22 protein-coding genes are annotated in these 22,277 nt (G+C 39.1%); 11 read left to right on the forward strand and 11 right to left on the reverse strand.

Going from position 1 to position 22,277, the window contains the following annotated elements:
- Nucleotides 1–8: 8 nt before the first annotated feature.
- From recF to dnaA, 3 genes are all read right to left on the reverse strand, one after another.
- Nucleotides 9–1,091, reverse strand: a complete 1,083-nt coding sequence (gene recF / locus KTH84_RS18090) for a DNA replication/repair protein RecF (RefSeq protein ID WP_042898301.1) — start codon at nt 1,089–1,091, stop codon at nt 9–11.
- Nucleotides 1,092–1,105: 14 nt separating this feature from the next.
- Nucleotides 1,106–2,254: a DNA polymerase III subunit beta gene (dnaN, locus tag KTH84_RS18095; protein WP_042898300.1), complete on the reverse strand. Its 1,149-nt coding sequence runs from the start codon at nt 2,252–2,254 to the stop codon at nt 1,106–1,108.
- 97 nt (nt 2,255–2,351) lie between these two features.
- Nucleotides 2,352–3,758 carry a chromosomal replication initiator protein DnaA gene (dnaA, locus tag KTH84_RS18100; protein WP_042898299.1) on the reverse strand — a complete coding sequence of 469 codons (1,407 nt, stop codon included), beginning with the start codon at nt 3,756–3,758 and terminating at the stop codon, nt 2,352–2,354.
- Nucleotides 3,759–4,437: 679 nt separating this feature from the next.
- On the opposite strand from dnaA, the gene rpmH reads away from it, so the two are divergent.
- The 5 genes from rpmH (at nt 4,438) to mnmE (ending at nt 8,537) form a co-directional block, all read left to right on the forward strand.
- Nucleotides 4,438–4,572, forward strand: coding sequence for a 50S ribosomal protein L34 (gene rpmH / locus KTH84_RS18105; RefSeq protein ID WP_000831329.1), 135 nt, complete (start codon nt 4,438–4,440; stop codon nt 4,570–4,572).
- Nucleotides 4,573–4,601: 29 nt separating this feature from the next.
- Nucleotides 4,602–4,994: a ribonuclease P protein component gene (gene rnpA / locus KTH84_RS18110; protein WP_004640245.1), complete on the forward strand. Its 393-nt coding sequence runs from the start codon at nt 4,602–4,604 to the stop codon at nt 4,992–4,994.
- 10 nt (nt 4,995–5,004) lie between these two features.
- Nucleotides 5,005–5,325, forward strand: a complete 321-nt coding sequence (gene yidD / locus KTH84_RS18115; RefSeq protein WP_003656027.1) for a membrane protein insertion efficiency factor YidD — start codon at nt 5,005–5,007, stop codon at nt 5,323–5,325.
- Nucleotides 5,326–5,330: 5 nt separating this feature from the next.
- Nucleotides 5,331–7,091 (forward strand): membrane protein insertase YidC, encoded by a 1,761-nt coding sequence (yidC, locus tag KTH84_RS18120; RefSeq protein ID WP_133976099.1) that lies wholly within the window; start codon nt 5,331–5,333, stop codon nt 7,089–7,091.
- A 90-nt stretch (nt 7,092–7,181) separates the two neighbouring features.
- The gene (mnmE, locus tag KTH84_RS18125) at nt 7,182–8,537 is read left to right on the forward strand and encodes a tRNA uridine-5-carboxymethylaminomethyl(34) synthesis GTPase MnmE (protein WP_262474588.1); all 1,356 of its coding nucleotides are present in this window, start codon (nt 7,182–7,184) and stop codon (nt 8,535–8,537) included.
- A 46-nt stretch (nt 8,538–8,583) separates the two neighbouring features.
- Here the strand turns inward: mnmE and KTH84_RS18130 are convergent, their stop codons facing one another.
- Entirely contained in the window at nt 8,584–8,847 is a 264-nt protein-coding gene (locus KTH84_RS18130) for a metal/formaldehyde-sensitive transcriptional repressor (protein WP_133976095.1), read from the reverse strand.
- A 42-nt stretch (nt 8,848–8,889) separates the two neighbouring features.
- On the opposite strand from KTH84_RS18130, the gene dmeF reads away from it, so the two are divergent.
- Nucleotides 8,890–9,867 (forward strand): CDF family Co(II)/Ni(II) efflux transporter DmeF, encoded by a 978-nt coding sequence (gene dmeF, locus KTH84_RS18135; RefSeq protein WP_262474591.1) that lies wholly within the window; start codon nt 8,890–8,892, stop codon nt 9,865–9,867.
- Between the two features lie 95 nt (nt 9,868–9,962).
- A complete protein-coding gene (locus tag KTH84_RS18140; protein WP_262474593.1) occupies nt 9,963–10,661 on the forward strand; it encodes a DsbC family protein in 699 nt (232 codons plus the stop codon).
- A gap of 49 nt (nt 10,662–10,710) precedes the next feature.
- Here KTH84_RS18140 and KTH84_RS18145 read toward each other — a convergent pair whose 3' ends face one another.
- The 6 genes from KTH84_RS18145 to KTH84_RS18170 form a co-directional block, all read right to left on the reverse strand.
- A complete protein-coding gene (locus KTH84_RS18145; RefSeq protein WP_016139726.1) occupies nt 10,711–10,962 on the reverse strand; it encodes a GlsB/YeaQ/YmgE family stress response membrane protein in 252 nt (83 codons plus the stop codon).
- A gap of 170 nt (nt 10,963–11,132) precedes the next feature.
- Entirely contained in the window at nt 11,133–11,660 is a 528-nt protein-coding gene (hpt, locus tag KTH84_RS18150) for a hypoxanthine phosphoribosyltransferase (RefSeq protein WP_004640259.1), read from the reverse strand.
- 214 nt (nt 11,661–11,874) lie between these two features.
- Complete coding sequence (gene guaD / locus KTH84_RS18155) at nt 11,875–13,200, reverse strand: guanine deaminase (RefSeq protein WP_262474595.1); 1,326 nt, start codon at nt 13,198–13,200, stop codon at nt 11,875–11,877.
- Nucleotides 13,201–13,256: 56 nt separating this feature from the next.
- The gene (locus KTH84_RS18160; protein WP_262474597.1) at nt 13,257–14,312 is read right to left on the reverse strand and encodes an aromatic ring-hydroxylating oxygenase subunit alpha; all 1,056 of its coding nucleotides are present in this window, start codon (nt 14,310–14,312) and stop codon (nt 13,257–13,259) included.
- A gap of 355 nt (nt 14,313–14,667) precedes the next feature.
- A complete protein-coding gene (locus KTH84_RS18165) occupies nt 14,668–15,624 on the reverse strand; it encodes a TerC family protein (RefSeq protein WP_262474598.1) in 957 nt (318 codons plus the stop codon).
- Nucleotides 15,625–15,942: 318 nt separating this feature from the next.
- Nucleotides 15,943–16,539, reverse strand: coding sequence for a phosphatase PAP2 family protein (locus KTH84_RS18170; protein WP_262474600.1), 597 nt, complete (start codon nt 16,537–16,539; stop codon nt 15,943–15,945).
- 135 nt (nt 16,540–16,674) lie between these two features.
- On the opposite strand from KTH84_RS18170, the gene KTH84_RS18175 reads away from it, so the two are divergent.
- Entirely contained in the window at nt 16,675–17,925 is a 1,251-nt protein-coding gene (locus KTH84_RS18175) for a low temperature requirement protein A (RefSeq protein ID WP_262474601.1), read from the forward strand.
- Between the two features lie 66 nt (nt 17,926–17,991).
- On the opposite strand, the gene mpl is transcribed toward KTH84_RS18175, so the two are convergent.
- Nucleotides 17,992–19,365 (reverse strand): UDP-N-acetylmuramate:L-alanyl-gamma-D-glutamyl-meso-diaminopimelate ligase, encoded by a 1,374-nt coding sequence (mpl, locus tag KTH84_RS18180; protein ID WP_202743905.1) that lies wholly within the window; start codon nt 19,363–19,365, stop codon nt 17,992–17,994.
- 238 nt (nt 19,366–19,603) lie between these two features.
- On the opposite strand from mpl, the gene KTH84_RS18185 reads away from it, so the two are divergent.
- From KTH84_RS18185 to KTH84_RS18195, 3 genes are all read left to right on the forward strand, one after another.
- Nucleotides 19,604–19,966, forward strand: coding sequence for a DMT family protein (locus KTH84_RS18185; protein ID WP_262474604.1), 363 nt, complete (start codon nt 19,604–19,606; stop codon nt 19,964–19,966).
- A gap of 280 nt (nt 19,967–20,246) precedes the next feature.
- A complete protein-coding gene (purE, locus tag KTH84_RS18190; protein WP_002115451.1) occupies nt 20,247–20,762 on the forward strand; it encodes a 5-(carboxyamino)imidazole ribonucleotide mutase in 516 nt (171 codons plus the stop codon).
- A 9-nt stretch (nt 20,763–20,771) separates the two neighbouring features.
- A complete protein-coding gene (locus KTH84_RS18195; protein WP_262474606.1) occupies nt 20,772–21,893 on the forward strand; it encodes a 5-(carboxyamino)imidazole ribonucleotide synthase in 1,122 nt (373 codons plus the stop codon).
- Nucleotides 21,894–22,277 lie beyond the last annotated feature (384 nt).

The raw sequence follows: 22,277 nt of genomic DNA on the forward strand, positions 1-22,277 counted from the left end.
TCAAAAAATTATGGTGAAGCAAGACTAACTTGACCGGATTCAACACTGAATAATTGATATGAAATAGACAAATCATGTAAATGTTTTTTTACCAATGCATGATCTAAAGTTGTCATAAAAACCTGGCTACCAAGTTGGCTTAATCGTTCAATTAAACGTTGTTGTGCGGTTAAGTCTAATTCTGCTGTCAGATCATCTAATAATACCACAGTTTCCTTATTACTCGCATGCAACATTGCAATTTGTGACAGTTTTAAGGCAATAATCAGGAGTTTTTTCTGACCTCTTGATAAAACCACGTCAGCATGTCCATAAGGGGTTTTTAAGCGTAAATCTGCTCGATGTGGACCATATTCGGTATAACGTCGTTCGATGTCTTTTTGGTGTTGATTAAGCAGATCTTGCATGAGTCCCTGCTCTGTATGAAAACCTGGACTGTATTCCAGTTCAATTTCAAGATCAGGCAGTAATTGACTTAAATCATTTTGAAAAAAGACATTCCATTGTTCCACAATACCCAAGCGTTGAGAGTGTAAAATTTCACCATAGTCACTCAGCATTTTATTCCAAGGCTCTAAATCAGCCAAAGACAAATTCCGTCGGGTTTTAAGTAACGTATTTCGCTGTTTTAATGCACGCGAATAGTATTGCCATGCAAAATAAAACTCAGGTTCCACGTGGAACATCAGCCAATCCAAAAGTTGGCGCCGAGGTTTTGCCCCATGGTCAATAATATCTGTACTTTGTGGATCAAGATGCTGCAAAGGAAGTAATTTAGCAAGTTGGCCTTGGGTAGCCACGGTATCGCCATTGACCTTCATCAATTGCTCACCAGATGCCAACTTTTGCATGCCAATTTTTTCAGTTGTAGATTGCGCAAAGACTATCGCATCTTCGGCAGCATACTGAATATAATTTTTAGGAATATGAGTGCGGAATGAACGCCCTGTTGCAAGCAAATGAATTGCTTCCAGAATTGAGGTTTTTCCTGAACCATTGGCGCCATAAAATATATTAAACGGTTGCAATCCTTGGAGTGCAACCGTTTTTAAATTACGCACACGTTCAATATTTAAGCGCGTAAGATGCATATAAGATAACCAGACTATACACGCATCGGCATAACTACATAAGTTTGATCAGCATGGGCCGGATCTTGAACTAAAACAGACTGATTTGCCTCACTCATACTCATATTTACATCATCGCCATCAAGTACACTCAATACTTCAAGTAAATATTGCGCATTAAATGACATTTCGAGCGGTATATTTTGATATTGAATAGCTAAATCTTCAATAGCCTCATCTTGCTCAGGGTTATTCGCACGAAGCTGTAAAGAATCCTGATTAAAGTTCAAGAAAACACCACGCAACTTTTCATTACTCAAAATTGCGACACGCTGTAATGATTGCTTAAATACATCATGGTTAATTAATACATGCTTATCGCCACCACGTGGAATTACACGACGATAATCAGGGAATTTTCCATCAATCAATTTTGTAGTAAAACGAACAGTAATATCACCCTGTTCCTTATCACGACTTGGCGTATTGATGGTTACATTTAACAACTCACGACCAATCAGCAAAGTTAATTGTTCATCTTCAATACTCAGTAAGCGCTGTAATTCACCCACAGCTTTACGCGGTACAATGGCCTGAACCAATTGAGATGATGTAGAAGAAGCCGTAATTTCACAAAGTGCTAAACGGTGACCATCTGTTGTTACTGCACGCAATTGATTTTCATCAATTTCCAATAAAGTACCCGTTAAATAGAAACGTACATCTTGTACAGCCATCGCAAAAGCAGTTTTTTCAAATAAACGCTTTAACTCACGTTGGGTTACATGTACTTGAGTGCCTTGACTATTTTCAGTCGTCAATAATGGATAATCTTCTGCTGGTAAAGTTCCTAATACGAAACGGCTATTACCAGACTTTAAGATACATCTTTGATCTTCAGTAATTTGTAAATCAATTAATGCAGCTGTAGGCAATGATTTACAAATTTCCATTAACTTACGGGCAGGGACTGTGGTTTCCCCTGCTTCAAGGCATGCCCCTTCTGTTAAAACAGTGCTCGCAACCAGTTCGACTTCTAGATCAGAACCAGTAATGGTGAGCGCCTGAGCATTAGTCTGAATTTTGACGTTTGAAAGAATATTCAATGTATGACGACGTTCTACTGCACCGACAACATGCGATAAAACATTGAGTAAACTTTCTTTAGCGATTTTCAAACGCACGATTCATTCCTCTAGCAACTTGGAGCAAATATTTCATTTTTTAGCTGTGTACTATGCTGCACTTGCGTAGACTTTGCAACAAGCTCTTATTATTTCATTAACTCTGAAGTAGACGCAGTAGATTTTTATAATCTTCGTCAAAAATTGGATCTTCTCCACGCAGACTGGCTACTTTTTCACAAGCATGCATCACAGTACTGTGATCGCGCCCACCAAAAGCCATTCCAATTTCTGGAAAACTATCACCAGTCAACTCACGAGCAAGTCCCATTGCCAACTGACGTGGTCGGGCATAAATTCGCGTACGTTTCGGTCCTACTAATTCTTTTAATGGGATACGGAAATATTCACTAACCACACGCTGGATATTTTCTACGCTAATTGTTCGTGCACGGATCGCCAACACATCTTTTAAAGACTCACGAACGACATCCAGATCGATTGGTGCACCTTTAAAACGGGAAATTGCAACGACTTTATTAAGTGCCCCTTCAAGTTCACGCACGTTCGCAACAACTTGTTGTGCAATAAATAATGCACAATTTCGAGGTAAATCAACGCCGCTATTTTCCGCTTTCTTTAATAAAATTTCGATACGAGTTTCAATATCTGGTGGTTCAACCCCTACTGAAAGTCCCCAAGAAAAACGAGAAACTAAACGCGGATCTAACTCTGTTAATTCTTTTGGATAACGGTCTGAAGTTAAAATAATTTGTTTAGATTCATCAAGTAAGGCATTAAATGTATAAAAGAACTCAACTAGACTCGCCTCTTTACCAGCTAAGAGATGAATATCATCGACTAATAACAAATCTAAAGAACGGCAGTTTTTCTTAAATTCTTCTACTTTGCCTTTTTGTAAAGAACTCACAAAATCCTGAACAAAACTTTCAGAAGTCATATACATCACACGGGCATTAGGTTTGGCTTGTAATAAAGCATTACCAACTGCCTGCATTAAGTGCGTCTTACCTAGCCCTGTAGGTCCATATAAAAACAAAGGGTTATGCTGTGATGCACCTAACTGAGTTAATACTTTTCTACATGTTTCAGCAGCCATCTGATTCGAACGGCCTTCAACAAATAAAGAAAAAGTAAACTGAGGATTGAGCAGTTTCTTTTTCGATGTTTTTGGATTGACCACGCTATTAGCATGAGGACTAGAAATAGATTCGGGTTCTTTTTTTACTTTAAAACTTTGTGGTGGCGCACTTTGCAAAGCAGCCGTAGTGGTTGCTGGTTGTTCAGCAGATGACAAAATACTCCCAGGACGAGAATCAACTAAAATCTCAACCTGACGGACACGCCCTTCTGATAACTGCTCAGCCAATATAGAAATTAATTCTAAATGATTCTCTTGAATGTAACGCGTCCAATAAGGGTTAGGAGCATAAAGACGGAGTATTCCTTCTACTTCTTCAGCAACTAATGGGCGAATCCACATCGCAAAGACGTTATCAGAGAGCTCTTGTCGCAAGCGAGTTAAGCAGTCTGTCCAAAGCATGTGTATCCCCTATTTCTGCGTTTTTAAATTCAAATAATCCAAAGATCAACCCTTCCTGATGAGAAGGGGTCGCCATTCTAACCAAGTTATCCACATCTGTCATGACGAATTCGACTGATTTTGCTTAAAAAGAAATCTCTTGTGAATAAATTTAAATTCAAAACCACTTGTGTATAACTTTTTGCACAACCTGTGGATAAATTATCACATAAACTTATCCACAATCCATAAATATAATAGAAACAGGGTTATCAACAACCCAAACATATGTTTTTTAAATTTAAAAGTGCGAAATCCACAGAAAAAGTGCCTCCTAATAAGAATAAATATAAATTTTAAAATTTGAATTTATTTAATAGGGGTTAGATCTTTTGTGGATAACTGCAAAATGTGAATTTAAATTCAAAAGTAGAAAATCAAAGCCAAGATGATATCTTATTTTGTTGATAAGTATGTATATAAGGTATGTATATAATAAAAGCTTTAATAAAAATAGACAATTACTTTGTGTATAACTTTGAAAACTATATATTGCACTGAATTATGAGAATCGTAAAAAAGAAGTAGAGAGATTAAAATTTGGGTTAAATACAAAACTTTCTTGGTTTTTCATTGACAGCGTAAACATTGCACAATAAAATCGCGGACCTTATAAAAGATCATTTTTGGGAGTTTCGATATGAAACGTACTTTCCAGCCATCTGAATTAAAGCGTAAACGCGTTCATGGTTTCCGTGCTCGTATGGCAACTAAAGCTGGTCGTCAAGTATTAGCTCGTCGCCGTGCAAAAGGTCGTCATAGCTTAACTGTTTAATACTGTTACGCTGACCAGACTTGGGTGTGATGACACTTTACAATTTTAGCACAGATGTGCGAATACGCTGTGCTGCAGATTATAAAAGTGTATTCGATGGTGCGCTTTTTAAAGTGCATCAACCCCATTTTTTATTTCTTGCAAAATTAACCGAACAGCCTAATAGCCGTTTGGGTATTGTTGTTGCTAAGAAAAAAGTGCGCCGTGCGCATGAAAGAAATCGAATAAAACGTCTTGCTCGTGAGAGCTTTCGTCTACATCAGCCGAATTTTGGATCAGACATAGATATTGTGGTCATGCCGAAAGTTGGTATAGAAACGATTACGAATGCTGAGCTATATCAACAATTAGATTTTGCTTGGCAAAAATTACAACGTTTGGCAAAAAAACATTCTAAAGTTGGCACAACCTCGCAAAATTAAGAGATAGCCAATGGTTCGTTTTCTACGTTGGTTGATTCGACTGTATCAAATTGCGATTAGTCCGCTTCTTGGACCCCGTTGTCGTTATATTCCGACCTGTTCCCAATATGCGATAGAAGCATTGCAAACTCATGGTGCGATAAAAGGCGTTTGGTTATCTTCTAAACGGATTTGTCGTTGTCATCCGTGGGGAGGATCTGGATATGATCCGGTACCGCCAAAAGCAATTCGTTTTATTTCGTTTCATCAAATAGATTCTCAAACGCATCATGTTGCTGTACCCTTTCGTGATCGTTTACTGAAGCAAAATCTCTCTAACCATTTGGGGTAATAGATATGCAACAATGGGCCAGGTTTGCAATTCTCGGGGCCATGTTTGTCACCGCATATTTGCTCATTTTGGCTTGGCAAAAAGATTATGGAAATGCTGCAACTGCACCGCAAAAACAAGCGGCGGCTGTAAGTTCACATGAAGTATCTGCTGATTTGCCAAATGCTAAAAATGCAACAGTGGCTTCCGATGTGCCACAAGCAAATATTGCGCAGTCACAAACCACAGATGCAACTGCACCTGTGAATCAACAGCTTATTTCAGTACAAACTGACCTTTACCATATTTGGATCAATCCAAAAGGTGGTGATATTGTTCGTATTGAATTACTCTCACACGACAAAAGCAAAGACAGCGATCAGCCATTTGTTATGCTTGAAAATGATGCCAAGCGTACATACGTTGCTCAATCTGGCTTAATTGGTTTGAATGGACCAGATAGTAGTCGTGGTGGTCGACCATTATATGCTGTTGAAAAAACATCATATACTTTGGCTGATGCTAAAGGTGTACAGGATCAAAAGGGTCAATCTGAAAAAGTTTTAAACGTTCCGATGGTATTTAAAACACCTGAAGGCGTTGAAATTATTAAAACTTTTACCTTTACCCAAGGGCAATATCCAATTGTTGTAAGACATCAAGTTATTAACCGTAGCCAACAAAGCTGGCAAGGTCAGATGTTCGGACAATTAAAGCGTGATAACTCTGACGATCCTGGTAAATCTTCTCAAGGTATTTTCACTCTAGGAACTTTCTTAGGTGGAGCTTGGGGAACACCTGATTCACACTACAACAAGCTTAAGTTTGCTAATTTCTCAGAAGAAAAAGTAAGCACTGAAGCTAAAGGTGGATGGGTTGGGATTGTTCAGCATTATTTTGTAAGTGCTTGGATTCCTGGAAATCTTAAACTGACTCAAGCAAATGGTCAGCCTTATGTAGCTAAACTTGAATCTCGTCAATCTGCTGATCATATGAATATCATTGGTTTTACCTCACCAGTGATTAATGTTCCGGCAGGCACTTCAATGGAAGTGGACGCAAAACTTTATTCAGGTCCAAAAGTACAATCTGAATTAAAAGATTTAGCGGTTGGCTTGAATCAGACTGTTGATTATGGGTGGTTATGGCCGATTGCCAAGTTATTGTTCTTAGGTCTTCAATTCTTCCATAGCATTGTGGGCAACTGGGGATGGTCAATCATCTTACTTACCGTTATGGTGAAGATGATTTTATGGCCTTTATCTTCAAAAAGTTATCGTTCTATGGCGAAAATGCGTGTGATTGCACCAGAAATGCAACGCATGAAAGAAGAGTTCGGTGAAGACCGCATGCGCTTTTCGCAAGAAATGATGGCTTTATACAAACGTGAACAAGTGAATCCTCTTTCAGGTTGTTTACCATTGTTGCTACAAATGCCAATTTTCCTTGCCTTGTACTGGGTACTCATGGAAAGTGTGGAATTACGTCACGCACCATGGTTAGGCTGGATTCAAGACTTGTCAGCAATGGACCCTTGGTTCATCTTACCGTTAATCATGGGCGTAACCATGTTTGCACAGCAAATGCTGAACCCGCAACCAGCTGACCCAATGCAGGCAAAAGTGTTCCGTATTATGCCAATCATGTTTACGGTATTTATGCTGTTCTTCCCTGCAGGTCTCGTGTTGTATTGGATTGTGAACAACAGTATTACTATTTTACAGCAGTCGTTTATTAATAAGAGTGTTGAAAAAAGTCGTTTAAGTAAGACTGAATCAGCATCTTAATCGTTGAACTTTTGCTGAATAAATCCGCTTAAGATGGTAATCTTAGGCGGATTTTTCTTTGGCTGGATTTTAGGTTTTTAGGTGAATAATATGCAAAGTCAAACCACAATTGCCGCAATTGCAACGCCGCCAGGGCGTGGTGGTGTGGGGGTTATTCGCCTATCGGGACCTAAGGCTTATGAAATTGCTCAAAACCTGACACAGAAAAACTTGCCTGAAGCACGTATGGCGGGTTTCCGTAAGTTTTATGATGTCGATGGGAGCATTATGGATGAAGGCATTGTTCTATGTTTTCCAAATCCTCACTCATTTACAGGTGAGGATGTTGTAGAGCTACAAGGCCATGGTGGCCCAGTTATCCAAAATGCCTTGCTAGGTCGACTATTTGAACTTGGTGCCATTGCCGCAAAAGCGGGTGAGTTTTCCATGCGAGCCTTTGAAAATGGCAAGATGGACTTAGTTCAAGCTGAAGCGATTGCAGATTTGATTGATGCGACATCGCAAGCTGCTGCACGTTCTGCTGTTCGTTCTTTGCAAGGCGCTTTTTCAACAAAAATTAATACCGTTTTAGAAAAACTGATTCATTTACGTTTGCATGTGGAAGCCGCAATAGATTTTCCTGAAGAAGAAATCGACTTTTTGGCTGATGGCAAAATTTTAGCTTTACTTGAAGACGTACAACAGTCTGTACATGGCGTGCAAATGTCTGCACGACAAGGCCAATTACTACGTGAAGGTTTGCAAGTTGTGATTGCTGGTAAGCCAAATGCGGGTAAATCGAGCTTGTTGAATGCGCTTGCTGGCGTTGAGCGTGCAATTGTGACAGATATTGCTGGTACAACTCGCGATGTTTTACATGAAAAAATTAGTTTAAATGGTTTGCCAATTACCTTAACAGACACCGCAGGCCTTCGTGAAACGGGTGATATCGTTGAAAAAGAAGGGATTCGCAGAGCAATTAAAGAAATTGAACAGGCTGATTTGTTATTGTTGGTTTATGACTTAAATCAAGGCGATGATCCATTAAAACTAGCTCAAGAATATTTTGCTGAACATATTGAGCCGCGTCGTTTAATGTTAATTGGTAATAAATGTGATTTAACGGGTCAGTTAGCTGAAATAAGTGATTTTCAAGGGTTCCGTCATATTACCGTTTCTGCCAAACAAGAGATGGGCGTACAAGGCCTCGTAGAGGCGATTACAGCTCATGCAGGCTTTCATCCTGAGGAAGACACCTTTATTGCCAGAACACGTCATTTAGACGCAATGAAACGCACACAGCGCTATCTCTCAGAGGCCCATGAACAACTTGTGGTATTTAACGCAGGTGAACTTGTTGCTGAATCATTACGACTTGCTCAGAATGCTTTAGGTGAAATTACCGGTGACTTTAGCGCCGATGACCTGTTAGGCAAAATCTTTGGTTCGTTTTGTATTGGAAAATAATTAAAAAACTGAATGATGCAGAAGGCTGTGTCATTCAGTCATCTCATTAGCCGTATCTTTTTAGAACTTTTAAAAACTCATCTAATTCATTTTGATCAACCTGTGCTTCTTTGAGCACATGGTGATGTAAGTGTTGTTCCATCAATTCACTCATCAGGCCGTTTATCGCCCCTTTAATTGCAGCGACTTGCTGTAGTATTTCTATGCATGAAATATCCGATTGTTCAACGGCATGCTCAATACTGTTAATTTGCCCTTTTAGTCGTTTTACACGATTAAGTATTTTTTTATCCTGACCAATGTGACTCATCTGTGTTCTCTTGTATAATTCAATATACTGGTAGGGAGTATATTGGGTTTAAATTTTATGCAGGATCATAGTGTATCACGTCATCATCAACATCAGTTTGATGAAGGAAATCCACTTGCACAAAAACGTATTTTGATTGCAACCATTTTAACGGCATCCATGATGGTGTTAGAAATATTCGGTGGATGGTTTTTCAATTCAATGGCGCTTCTGGCTGATGGTTGGCATATGAGTTCGCATATGTTGGCACTCGGTTTAGCCTATTTTGCTTATCGTGCGGCTCGTCATTATTCCAAAGATCATCGGTTTAGTTTTGGAACTTGGAAAATTGAGATTTTAGCGGGTTATAGCAGTGCGATTTTGCTAATGGTTGTAGCCATTTTTATGGCGTTTCAGTCGATACAACGTTTATTTAATCCGGTTGAGATTTTTTATAATGAAGCTATTCCCATTGCAATTCTAGGGTTGATCATTAACTTGATTTGCGCATGGTTACTTCACGATGATGGTCACCATCACCATCACCATCACCATCACCATCATGAACATGGGCATCAGCACCATGATTTAAACCAAAAAGCTGCCTTTTTACATGTGGTTGCAGACGCCGTGACCTCTGTTTTTGCAATTATTGCGCTTTTCGCGGGTAAATATTTTGGATGGGATTTTTTAGATGCACTTTTAGGCATTTTAGGGGCTGTTTTAGTCGCGAAATGGTCTTTGGGATTAATGAAAGAAACAGGAAAAACCCTTCTAGATGCAGAAATGGATCATCCTGTGGTTGAAGAAATTCGTGAAGTGATTACTGAATTTCCTAAATATATTGAAATTACGGATATTCATGTCTGGAAAGTCGCAAAAGGCAAGTTTTCTTGTATTTTGGCCCTAGAAACCGATGACATTTCTTTAACCGCAGACCAGATTCGTCAAGCTTTATCGATTCATGATGAAATTGTGCATATATCCGTGGAAATTAATATTCTAAAACCTACTTATGTTCCACGTGAAACATTGGCGTAAATGAGTGGCAGTTTGGTTATAACTCGGTAATCAGTTCTGTTTCAAAGAGCGGAACTGATTAAAATGAGGTCCTCTCCTACCTATGAGTCGGTTTTATGCTTAAAAAACTAGGAATATTGGCATTATTTAGCTTAACGGCAAGTTTGAGTTTGGCTAATGTGGATACTGTTAAGGAAAATATTAAAAAACAGTACCCTAATTTGAAAATTAGCAATATCCAGAAAACCGAAATGCAAGGATTATATAGCGCTAATCTGGATGAACAAATCATCTATGTCGGCGAAGATGGTCAGCATATGTTTGTTGGCTCTATGATTCGATTAAAAGATCAGAAGAATTTGACCAAAGATCTAGTTTTAGGACAGAACTCAATTGACTGGAAACAGCTCCCTTTAAAAGATGCAATTAAAACGGTTAAAGGTAATGGACAGCATGTTTTAGCAGTATTTACTGATCCAAACTGCCCTTATTGCAAGCAGCTTGAACCTGAACTCGACAAGTTGAAAGATGTGACCATTTACACGTTCATCTATCCTTTAAAACCTCAGTCTATCGTTGTTTCTAGGCAGGTTTGGTGTGCGCCAAATCAATCATATTCATGGAAAAAATTGATTCAGCAAGGTGTTAAACCAAAGGTTACGAGCTGTGCTAATCCAATTGACCGTAATTTAGAGCTCGGAAGAAAGTTAGGCTTTAATGGTACTCCTACTCTGATTTTTGCAAACGGATTTAAACTGGTAGGTGCTCGATCTGCCGAAGAAATTCAGTCAGTTTGGAAAGAGTTAGGTCTATAAAATGAATTAAAAAAGCACCATCTGGTGCTTTTTTATTACCTAAAAGTCATTAACTTTTTCGTGCAATTAAATTATAAATAAAGAGAATAACGACTGCACCAATAACGGATGCGATAAAGCCCGCAGCTGAATTTTCTCCGTAGAGGCCAAGTAAACGGCCACCATACGTGGCTAGAAGTGAGCCTGCAATACCAATTAAGGTAGTTACGATAAAACCTGCTTTATCATCTCCAGGATGTAAGGCACGAGCGATTAAGCCAGCAAAGAAACCAACCACAATAGCGACAATGAGTGACCACATATTTGTTCTCCAGTTGTTTTTTTGATGAAGTTAATGATTTTGCTTCATATTCTATCGTGCTTGAGAGCTGTCTATTTTGTCTGTAGCAGATTGCGACTTTTTGTGTCTTTTTTGTTCGAAGCTAAGTTTTATATAAAAAAATAGCACCTCACGGTGCTATTTTTTTAAATTTATAAACCAATTTCGCCAATAAATGGTAAGTGGCGATATTTTTGGTCGTAGTCTAATCCATAACCCACAATGAACTTATCTTCAACTTCAAAACCTAAAAATTTAACTTCGAGATCAATTTCACGGCGAGATGGTTTACTCACCAATGTGCACAATTGAATTGAATTTGGATCTCGAGTTTGCAACATTTCCATGACTTTGCTTAAGGTATTACCTGAATCGATAATATCTTCAACAACTAACACATCTTTACCGCGAATTTCACCATCAAGATCTTTTAAGATTTTAACATCCCGACTTGAAGTCGTACCGCCGCCGTAGCTAGACACTGTCATAAAGTCGAGTTCATGCGGTTTGGTAATTGTTCGGCATAAATCTGCCATGAAAATAACAGAACCACGCAGTAGCCCAATCAGGACCAACTCTTTGTCACTATTGGCGTAGTGAGCGTTAATTTGCTCGCCGAGCTCTTTGACTTTTGCTTGAATTTCTTCGGTTGAAATCATGATGCTCATTGCAACAGTCATGTCAGATTCCTACAAGATATAAAAGAAAAAATAAAAAAGGTGTTGACCTGCAACACCTCTAAAATCTGAGTTAATGGTAAAATTTTAAAGCAAAATGACTTTTCATGCACCCTTTGATGACTCTGAAATTTTATCATTTTGAGAGATATGCCGATCCCGCTTTAATGCAAGAGCACATATTCCAAATAATAACAAAAATTTAACGGCCCGATTTTTATTGGGCTGTTTCTTTTTGATAAGCACGTTTTCCATAAATATAAGTCGCCTCAATATTACGGTCATCACCTAAAGTGAATAATGCAAACAGCGCATCTTCAACAGACTTAGATTTAGACTGGCGAAGTTGCTGTAATGCTGTTGGCTTAAGATTCAAGACAACAAAATCTGCTTCTTTACCGATGTTGAAATTGCCTAACCGGTCGTGCAGATCAAGTGCTTTTGCTCCACCTAACGTTGCATGATAAAGCGCTTCAAAAGCAGAAAGCTTATCGCCTTGTAATTGTTGGACCTTATAAGCCTCGTTAACGGTTTGTAATAAGCTAAATGATGTACCTGCACCGATATCTGTACCTAAGCCCACCTTCACTTGTTTTTCCCATGTTTTTTTCAACGGGAATAAACCACTACCTAAAAACAAGTTTGAAGTTGGACAAAATGCGATGGCCGATTGTGTATCGTGCATACATTGCCATTCTTCATCTTCTAAATGAACACAATGAGCAAAAACAGATCGTTTGCCAGTTAAACCATAATGTTGATAGACATCTAAATAGCCTGATTGTTCTGGAAATAGAGATTTCACCCATGCGATTTCATCTTTATTTTCACTTAAATGCGTATGGACATAGACATCAGGGAATTCTTGTTTTAACTGCCCTGCTCTTTCTAACTGTTCAGGAGTAGAGGTTGGCGCAAAACGTGGGGTAATCGCATAAAGAGCACGACCTTTACCATGCCATTTTTCAATAAGTGCTTTTGTATCGCTGTAAGCGGTTTCTGGTGTGTCACACAGCGCATCTGGCGCATTGCGGTCCATGAGTACCTTACCAGCAATTAAACGCATCTGAACGTCTTCTGCGGCTTCAAATAAAGCATCTACTGACTCAGGATGAACTGTACAGAAGACTAGAGCGGTGGTTGTACCGTGTTTTAAGAGTTCCTGAACAAAGAACTGGGCAATTTCACTTGCATATGCTTTGTCTTTAAACTGGATTTCAGTTGGAAAAGTATAGGTATTTAACCAACTCAAAAGTTGTTCGCCGTAAGCTCCAACCATTTCAGTTTGTGGGAAGTGAATATGGGTATCAATAAAGCCGGGTACAATCAACTGTTCTGGATAGTGTTGAATTTCAACTCCAGCAGGAAGATGCTTTTGAGCTTCTTCCCATGCGCCAAACCAAATGATTTTTCCATGTTCACTAATCAATACACCATCTTCCAAATAGCGCACATAATTTGGAATATCAGTTGGCTCTGAGACAGTTTGTTGGATATCTAAAAAACGACCACGAACTACAGTGGTATTTGCTATCAATGACATGGAAAGCCTTTATATTTTCACTTTTTTCGGTTGATTGTACCCCAGTTAGCCAAGATTTAAACGGTATAACGTTCACTTAGTCCCCATTCAGCCAAAATCCGGCGGTAAGTTGTTGAAGAGCGGTCTGCTTCAAAATGAGCTTCCATCATCAAGTCCAAAGGAAGCTCTTCTGGCTTTTGTGATTCGATGATGTCCTGATCTTCGGCAAAAATTTGGGCATTAAATGCATATACTTTTTCTAAATCACCTGTTTGATCAAAGTTACGTGTTAAAGGAACAAATAATCGGGTTTTATTGCTTGATACAGGACAACAAGCGTTCAAGATTTTTAAAATGCCGCCTTCTGGAAAATCGACAGTAAGTATTGCTGAAAAAGGTGGATAAATATCAAAGGTGCGTTTCCATAAAAAGCCTTTCGGCTCTAAATGTTTTAGCTCATGTGGATAGTTGCTGACATTACTGATATAGACCGTTTTTAAGCCATAATTGGTACGTTCAGTTTGGTATTTGGGCACTACAGGGTTATCGCGATCAGCAAATGCATTGTGATGTACCCATGCAAAATGTGCGACATCGATAAAACCTTCAAGTTGACGTCCGCTAGTACCGCCAATATCGACAAAAGGTGGCAAAATCGCTTGATGATTTGTCTGGTCCCAAGTATCTAATACAGGAATATTGGCTTGAACAACATCACGACCATGAATACTGGTCCAGATTAGACCATAACGTTGCACGACTGGAAATTTTGTTAAAGAAAAGCGATCTGAAATTTTGGTTAATTCGGGCTGTGCGGGAATTTGGGTACATTTCCCTTCGGTGTTGTAACGCAGACCGTGATAGGGACACACAATTTCCTCCCCTTCTACCCACCCTTTGGTTAAAGGCACACCACGATGAGGGCAAATGTCCCGAACGAGGTGAATTTCACCACTTTCTGTTTTATACAGAGCCATATTCACGTCTAATAGCGTCACTCGTTGTGGTGCAGTAGAGACGTCTTGAATACGGGCAACTGGGTACCAGTGACTAGATAAAATTTCCCAATCTTTTGCATCAAAACTGCTGTTACACGGCATAGCAAGTGGGGTTAAAGTGGGAATAGCATTCATGGCATCACTCCTTAAAAAAATTAGGGCTCTCACGAGCCCTTAAAATCTAGGCTTTTTTCTTTTTAGGAGATGCAAAGAGCTTGCCAATATAGATTTTTAATAAAGAAAAAGAGAGTAAAATTTTTAAAATACAAAAGATTAAAGGGTTCTATTTTTGAGTATTCGTTATAGTCTATGTTTAAAAAATTAAGGTGATTGTTGGCAATGCACTTAAATGACACTCATTAATTACGAAGAAGCCACAATAAAAAGCACTTTTAGGCGGATATATAATATTTCTGTATTTTTAAATACAGCCTACTTTGAAAATTTGAATATCAAGGCATCTCATCTGTAGATGCCTTGATATGATGAATTAAGACTGCAACTGCTTTTTGTTGTGTCGCAATGATAGATAAGCAGTAATTGCTAACACCAATACGATAAAGCTTAACGAGATCCAGATTGGCATATGGAATACATCAAGCAACAACATTTTTGCACCAATGAACAATAAGATGATGCCTAAACCGTATGGCAAGTAATGTAGTTTAGTTGCAGCGCCAGCAAGTAAGAAGAACATTGCACGTAAACCTAAAATTGCCATTAAGTTCGCTGTTAGAACAATAAACGGATCGCTGGTTACCGCGAAAATAGCAGGAATAGAGTCGACTGCGAAAATCACGTCAGACGCTTCAACCAAAATTAAAACTAAAAATAACGGCGTTGCCCACAATAAACCATTCTGACGAACAAAGAACTTGTCACCTTCAAGCTGTGGCGTAATACGCATGTGGTTACGTAACCATTTTAGAACTTTGATGTCTTCAATATTGGTTTCTTCTTCTTGACCTTTTAAGAACTTAAAGCCTGTGTAGACCAAGAACGCACCAAAGATATAAAGCACCCAAGAAAACTCTTGAACGAACCATGCACCAATAAAAATAAAGAGAGTACGAAGTACAATTGCACCTAATACGCCGTAGAGCAAAATTTTACGTTGTAGCGCAGGTGGAATAGCAAAAGCTGCGAAAATCATTAACCAGACGAAAACGTTGTCAATCGCGAGTGACTTTTCAAGTAAGTAACCTGCAAAGTATTCCATGGTTTTTTGGTTTGCTAAGGTCACACCAGCAGTTTGCTGTAGATACAACCATAAACCACCACCAAATAATGCCGCGACACTCACCCACGCCACACTCCAGTAAGCTGCTTGCTTAATTGAAACATCCTGACCTTGCTTTTGCTTAAAGCCTAAAAAGTCAATCAGGAGCATTACGATGACAATGCCAAAGAACGCTATATACAGCCATAAATTGCCGATCGATTCCATAAAACCTCCACATCCGGCAATTGGGCATAAAAAAACCTTGACCCGTTGCCAGATGAATTAAACATCTGTACCAACATGATCAAGGTCTTGCCTACATCATGAATTTCATGATGCTCAGATACCGACTTTTTAATAAAAGTGTATTGACGATATCTGACACATAACATTGCTGCTATGTTTGGAGGAGGCTACTCCCCTTGTCAAACTAAATTCTGTTTTGGATAAAACATATCCAACTACGCATAGAATGGCAGATTTTTTAGGATTACGCAACTGAACTTAATTTCGTGTTTTTTAACACAACAATGGATTTAGAAGCTATTTAATTAAACCCCGATCTAAAAGCGGTTTGCATATGATTTTGTAGAGATGAATAAAAAATGCAGTTAAGCGTGTGCCGTAAGCATTCCAGAAATAATAACCAGCTGTATTTACCAACAGAGCAACAATAAAAGCGCCAAACATATCTAAAGGGAAATGCACACCTAAATAAATACGCGACCATGCCACGACAAATGATAAGGATAGAAGAATAATTCCAATCAGTTTGCGCTGAGCAAATAAATAAGACAGGGCTATGGTGCTGAAAATCAGCATATGATTACTTGGAAAAGATGCGGTTGGCGCATGTTCGATAAAAGTGGTACCAACACCCATCACAAACGGCCGTGAATGATGGTAAAACAGAGAAATAACATAACCTACTAAAAGCGACACACAGGTCAAAAATACAGATTTAACGACCCTATTTTTTAAATCTTGGTCGCCATAAAACCATAAAAAAGTAAGAATGAATAAAAGGATATACAGGAGATCATTAGCAAAAAAGATAGCAAGACGAATGATAAATTGACTCGCATCCTGAGCACCATTAATGACATGGAATAAGCTAAGGTTGAGTGTTTCTAAAGACATTCATATTCCAAACAAGAACAAAAACGTGAGCTATCATAAAGAATTCAGCTTAATGTCTTGATAAAGAATTGTCACAAAAATGAAATATAGTTTATTTGTGAGTAAAGATTAAACAGCAAATCTAGATAATTTTTAATGCGTGATCTGGGCGTTAATATTAAAGTGCTAACGTGTTGGCATTTTATTCGAGAACGTTATTTTATGACTACTCAAGAAAAACAGAAAAAATTAAGTTTGAGGCCTTTATCTCCAAGAGATCCAGAACAGCCGCATAGAGCAGCAACTCCCCTCGAATTATTGTTCGATTTAATTTTTGTGGTCGCGATTGCAACAGCAGGTCAGCAGTTACATCACGCCATTATTGAAAATCACCTATGGCATGCGTTACCAAGTTACCTGATGGTATTTTTCGCGTTGTGGTGGGCATGGATGAATTTTTCATGGTTTGCTTCGGCTTACGATAATGACGATGCGTTGTATCGGTGCCTCACTTTTGTGCAAATTGCAGGTTCATTGGTGATGGCAGCAGGCATTCCCGATGTATTTCATAGTCAGGATTTTGACGTAATGATCATCGGTTATGTCATTATGCGAATGGCGTTAGTGACCCAGTGGTTGCGTGCAGCAAAATATGATCCTGCTCGACGTATTACGGCTTATCGCTATGCAATAGGGATTGTACTGGTACAGATTGGTTGGTTAGTTGCCAATTTTACCCATGTACTTTCAGTCCCTTTATTTTTATTTCTGGCTGCGATGGAGCTATTTGTTCCCTACTATGCAGAAAAATATTCACCTACGCCGTGGCATCCACATCATATTGTAGAGCGTTATGCCCTGCTTACAATTATTGTGTTGGGTGAATCAATTATTGGTAGCTTTAATGCAATCCGCGATGCGCTGACTGCTCAATCTATTAATATTCCTGCCGTTTTTTTAATGATCGGTGGATTGATGCTTATGTTCGCGATGTGGTGGGCTTATTTTGACCGTAGTGAACAGCATCACCATTTGAAAGGTGTGCGCCCGTTTGTATGGGGATATGGTCATTACTTTGTTTTTGTGAGTATTGCTACGGTGGGCGCTGCGCTTGCAGCGGCAGTGGATGTCACAACCCATCATGCACATATTTCCGATTTATATATGGGAATAGTGGTTGCGGTGAGTGTGGTGCTTTATACCACCTGTATTTGGGTACTATACGAATTTGAATGCTTAGCGGGAATCAGCAAATGGTTTTACCCTATTACGGCCCTCATCATTTTATGTATTCCGTTTATTTGTAATAACGTGGGATATAGTGTTTTTGCGATGGGTATTGTCTATAGTTTACGTTTAATGGTTTCTAATAAATTTATAGCCAATATAGATCCAGAACAAGTTTAAAACGGCTGAATAAAAAAAACGGGTTTCCATTTGAAACCCGTTTTTATTGAATCTTTAAAGCAAAAGTTAAGCAGCTTTTGCTTTTAATGCATTCATTAATTTTTGATGTAATCCGCCAAAGCCACCATTAGACATAATCACAACTGCATCACCCTCACCTGCTTCATTAACAATACGCTCAATAATTTCATCAAGTGAACGGCTGACTTGAGCATGGTTAGACGCAGCTTCAATCACGGGTTGTAAATCCCAATCTAAACCTTCTGGCTGATACCAGATGACTTCATCTGCTAAGCGTGCTGAGTGTGCTAAACCTTCTTTATGGCTGCCCATACGCATGGTGTTTGAACGTGGTTCGATAATCGCCCATAAACGACGTTCGCCTAAACGTTTACGTGCGCCATCTAAAGTCGTGTCAATTGCAGTCGGATGGTGAGCAAAGTCATCATAAACCTCAATGCCATTGACTGTGCCGAGTAACTCCATACGACGTTTCACGCCACCAAAGTTAGACAAAGCTTCACAGGCTTGTTCAAGCGCAACACCCACATGCTGAGCAGCTGCAATCGTTGCCAAAGCATTAGCTACGCTATGTTGTCCTGTCATTGTCCATTTCACTTCACCGATGACATTGCCATTTTCGAGGACTTTAAAATGGCTACCATCAATTGAAATGAGTTCAGCAGATAAAGCCGCTTTTTCATTCGCTTCTAGACTTGTACGAATCACTGGTGTCCAGCAGCCCATTTCAAGTACTTCATCAATATGAATTTCCGTAATTGGCGCAATAATGCGGCCTTCACTTGGAATGGTACGCACAAGGTGATGGAATTGCTTTTGAATCGCTGCAAGGTCATCAAAAATATCGGCATGGTCAAATTCAAGGTTGTTTAAAATCGCCGTTTTTGGGTGATAGTGAACAAACTTAGAGCGCTTATCAAAGAAAGCTGAGTCATATTCATCGGCTTCAACGCAGAAGTATTTGCCGCCACCTAAACGAGCGCTTTCACTAAAACCAAGTGGAACACCACCAATTAAAAAGCCTGGGTTTAAACCCGCCTGATCAAGTACCCAAGCAAGCATAGTCGTAGTCGTAGTTTTACCGTGAGTACCAGCTACACCAAGTACATGTTTACCTTGTAAAACATGGTCAGCAAGGAACTGTGGACCAGAAATATATGGCAAGCCTTCGTTCAGCATATATTCCACAGCATCAATACCACGTTTCATGGCATTTCCGACAATGACTAAATCAGGATGAGGCTGCAAATGACTACGGTCATAGCCTTGCATGAGTGTAATGCCTGCATTTTCTAACTGGGTAGACATTGGCGGGTAAACGTTTGAATCGGAACCGGTTACCTTATGTCCTAAATCACGAGCTAAAAGTGCTAAAGAGCCCATAAAAGTGCCACAAATACCCAAGATATGCAGATGCATTGCTCGTCTTCTCCACTGCTTCTATACACAGCACGTCAAGTGTCTGCGCGTTCATTATTGATAAATTTGGCAGCAACGATAGCAAGGCTAAACGGGAAAAGATAGTCAAAAATCGTTGTTGTTCTATATGGTTGAAGCCCCAATGAAAACGTGTCTTTTATTTTTTGTATTTAAGCTGAATGACAGTTTTATCTTTTATAATGTTTTGTATCTTTAAAATACTTAAATCATCGTAAAGATGAAGGATGTGCCTTTGAGCCCAACGGTTTTAGCTTTTGCGTTATTAGTTATTTCTAACTGCTTTATGACCCTTGCATGGTATGGGCATCTAAAATTTTTACATCACGCTCCCCTTTGGCAAGCGATTTTATTCGGCTGGATTATTGCTCTGCTTGAATACAGTTTTATGATTCCCGCAACTCGTATGCTGAGTGCGCAAGGCTGGCTACTCGGCGAGATGAAAATCACTCAGGAAGTCATCACTCTGATTGTGTTTGTACCGTTTATGCTTTTCTTGTTTAAGCAGCCATTTAAATTGGATTATTTGTGGGCAATGGTATGCCTATTTGGTTGTGTCTATTTCGTATTTAGAAGCCAATAAGCTGTAATAGCTTGTATAGAATCAATTATTCACTACAAGCTATTACTTTTCCAAATACCTGATTATTTTGCAGGATGTTTAAATAATATTAATAAAATTTGAGAATGTTTCACTGTTAAACCATGACATTTTTTTATGAGATTAAAAATATTCGCAGAGCTGGTCAGTTAAATTTTCGTGAGATGAAAAATCAGTCTATAATAATGGGCTTCCGAACCATTTAAAACTTGGCTCTCGTCGAGATTTATCTTCTTTTACTTTTGTCTCTGGAACATTAGCAATGAATGCGGCCGCAGCACAAGACGCTCAACCTCTCGTTGGAATTATTATGGGTTCTCAATCTGATTGGGCAACTCTCGAAAACACAGCCAATATGCTTAAACAGCTTGGTGTCCCATTTGAAGCGGAAGTGGTATCTGCTCATCGTACTCCAGATCGTTTATTTGAATATGCAGAAACTGCGCGTGATCGTGGTATTCAAGTGATTATTGCTGGTGCTGGTGGTGCAGCGCATTTACCTGGAATGTGTGCCGCAAAAACTGATTTACCAGTTTTAGGTGTGCCAGTTAAATCATCAATTTTAAATGGCGTAGATTCTTTGCTTTCAATTGTACAAATGCCAGCTGGTATCGCAGTAGGTACTTTAGCGATTGGTCCAGCAGGTGCGACGAATGCTGCAATTATGGCGGCACAAATCTTAGGTTTAACTCGTCCTGAAATCGCAAAAAATGTTGCTGATTTCCGCGCTGCGCAAACCGATAAGGTTGCAAGCAAAAATATTCCGGGTCAGGTGTAAGAGGCTGAGATGGATAAAACTATCGGTATTTTTGGTGGTGGGCAATTGGGCCGAATGATGGCTCAAGCAGCATTACCATTAAATATTCAATGTACTTTTTTTGAAGCAAATACAGATTGTCCAGCAGGTGTTTTAGGCCAAGTCTTTTCTAGTCAAGATGAGCAAGGTTTAAAGCAGTTTATTGAAAGTGCTGATGTTTACAGTCTTGAGTTTGAAAACACCCCCGTGGAAGATGTTGATGTTTTAACAAAAACTAAGGCATTGCACCCTCCCCGTGTTGCTTTAGCGACTGCGCAAAATCGTTTATCAGAAAAAGCATTATTTGATGAACTTACTATTCCTGTTGCGCCGTATCGTGCTGTAGATAGCTTAGAAAGTTTGAAAAAGGCTGTTGCTGAGCTTGGCTTGCCGATTGTGCTCAAGACTGCAACTGGTGGATATGATGGTAAAGGTCAGTTTGTACTTCGTTCAGAAGACCAGATTGACACCGCGTGGGCTGAACTTGGTCCTGCAAAGAGCCTAGTTGCCGAAAGCTTTGTTAAATTCTCTCGCGAAGTTTCAATTATTGCGGTGCGCGGCCAAAATGGTGAAGTAAAAACTTGGCCATTGGCTGAAAATCACCACCATAATGGCATTTTATCGCATTCAATTGTTCCAGCACCGAATAGTGAAGCTTTACAGCCTGTTGCTCAAGACTACATTACACGCTTGTTGAATCACCTCAACTATGTTGGTGTGTTGACTCTAGAGCTGTTTGTGACAGAGCAAGGTTTATGTGCAAATGAGATGGCACCGCGTGTGCATAACTCAGGCCACTGGTCAATTGAAGGCGCTGTTTGTTCTCAGTTTGAAAACCATATTCGAGCTGTTGCTGGTCTTCCATTAGGTTCAACAGACGTTGTTCGTCCAACGGTCATGATCAATATTATTAGTCAGCATCCTAAAACTGAAGATGTACTTGCCTTAAATGGTGCTCATCTACACCTTTATAACAAGTCAGAACGTGCTGGCCGTAAGTTAGGTCATATCACTTTAATGCCTTTGGATAGTAATGAATTGACGACGTTATGCCGTCAATTGGCAAAAATTTTGCCAGAACCACTCGCTCTAACAGAAAATATGACTCTCTAAAGTAATTTTAATTTGCTAAAAAGCGGTCTTCGGATCGCTTTTTTCGTCTTTTAAATTTAAAAAATAATAAATCATGAGCATTTTTAGGTGTGGATAACTTTTTACGTGAATTTTTGAATTTAAATATTGGTAGTGTTTTTAAATTTAAAAAAGTGAAGACAAGTTTTTTACATTTTTTGAATTTAAAGTTAGTTATCCACAAGAGGGTTTAATTTATAACAGACGTTAGGGTCATATATTTTGAATTCAAAACGAATGATGTTTGTTGAAGTGTTTTAAATTCAAAATAACGTGGCAAGTTTGAATTTAAAACATGGGTCGATTTTTGAATTTAAAAATACAGATTGTTCAGTTGAATGACTTTCCTATGTTTAAGGAATGATG

Origin of the sequence: Acinetobacter sp. WU_MDCI_Abxb74 (assembly GCF_025513915.1) — a bacterium.
Lineage (GTDB): Bacteria > Pseudomonadota > Gammaproteobacteria > Pseudomonadales > Moraxellaceae > Acinetobacter > Acinetobacter calcoaceticus_C.

Bases quoted from the DNA above. Each gene is read 5' to 3' on its own strand.
- KTH84_RS18185 (WP_262474604.1), top strand. From the start codon at position 19,604: ATGAAGGATGTGCCTTTGAGCCCAACGGTTTTAGCTTTTGCGTTATTA.
- mpl (WP_202743905.1), bottom strand. From the start codon at position 19,365: ATGCATCTGCATATCTTGGGTATTTGTGGCACTTTTATGGGCTCTTTA.
- hpt (WP_004640259.1), bottom strand. From the start codon at position 11,660: ATGACTGTTGCAATGAGCATCATGATTTCAACCGAAGAAATTCAAGCA.
- yidC (WP_133976099.1), top strand. From the start codon at position 5,331: ATGCAACAATGGGCCAGGTTTGCAATTCTCGGGGCCATGTTTGTCACC.
- yidD (WP_003656027.1), top strand. From the start codon at position 5,005: ATGGTTCGTTTTCTACGTTGGTTGATTCGACTGTATCAAATTGCGATT.
- KTH84_RS18145 (WP_016139726.1), bottom strand. From the start codon at position 10,962: ATGTGGTCACTCATTGTCGCTATTGTGGTTGGTTTCTTTGCTGGCTTA.
- mnmE (WP_262474588.1), top strand. From the start codon at position 7,182: ATGCAAAGTCAAACCACAATTGCCGCAATTGCAACGCCGCCAGGGCGT.
- rnpA (WP_004640245.1), top strand. From the start codon at position 4,602: ATGACACTTTACAATTTTAGCACAGATGTGCGAATACGCTGTGCTGCA.
- KTH84_RS18170 (WP_262474600.1), bottom strand. From the start codon at position 16,539: ATGTCTTTAGAAACACTCAACCTTAGCTTATTCCATGTCATTAATGGT.
- KTH84_RS18140 (WP_262474593.1), top strand. From the start codon at position 9,963: ATGCTTAAAAAACTAGGAATATTGGCATTATTTAGCTTAACGGCAAGT.
- rpmH (WP_000831329.1), top strand. From the start codon at position 4,438: ATGAAACGTACTTTCCAGCCATCTGAATTAAAGCGTAAACGCGTTCAT.
- recF (WP_042898301.1), bottom strand. From the start codon at position 1,091: ATGCATCTTACGCGCTTAAATATTGAACGTGTGCGTAATTTAAAAACG.
- guaD (WP_262474595.1), bottom strand. From the start codon at position 13,200: ATGTCATTGATAGCAAATACCACTGTAGTTCGTGGTCGTTTTTTAGAT.
- KTH84_RS18160 (WP_262474597.1), bottom strand. From the start codon at position 14,312: ATGAATGCTATTCCCACTTTAACCCCACTTGCTATGCCGTGTAACAGC.
- KTH84_RS18175 (WP_262474601.1), top strand. From the start codon at position 16,675: ATGCGTGATCTGGGCGTTAATATTAAAGTGCTAACGTGTTGGCATTTT.
- dnaA (WP_042898299.1), bottom strand. From the start codon at position 3,758: ATGCTTTGGACAGACTGCTTAACTCGCTTGCGACAAGAGCTCTCTGAT.
- KTH84_RS18165 (WP_262474598.1), bottom strand. From the start codon at position 15,624: ATGGAATCGATCGGCAATTTATGGCTGTATATAGCGTTCTTTGGCATT.
- purE (WP_002115451.1), top strand. From the start codon at position 20,247: ATGAATGCGGCCGCAGCACAAGACGCTCAACCTCTCGTTGGAATTATT.
- KTH84_RS18195 (WP_262474606.1), top strand. From the start codon at position 20,772: ATGGATAAAACTATCGGTATTTTTGGTGGTGGGCAATTGGGCCGAATG.
- KTH84_RS18130 (WP_133976095.1), bottom strand. From the start codon at position 8,847: ATGAGTCACATTGGTCAGGATAAAAAAATACTTAATCGTGTAAAACGA.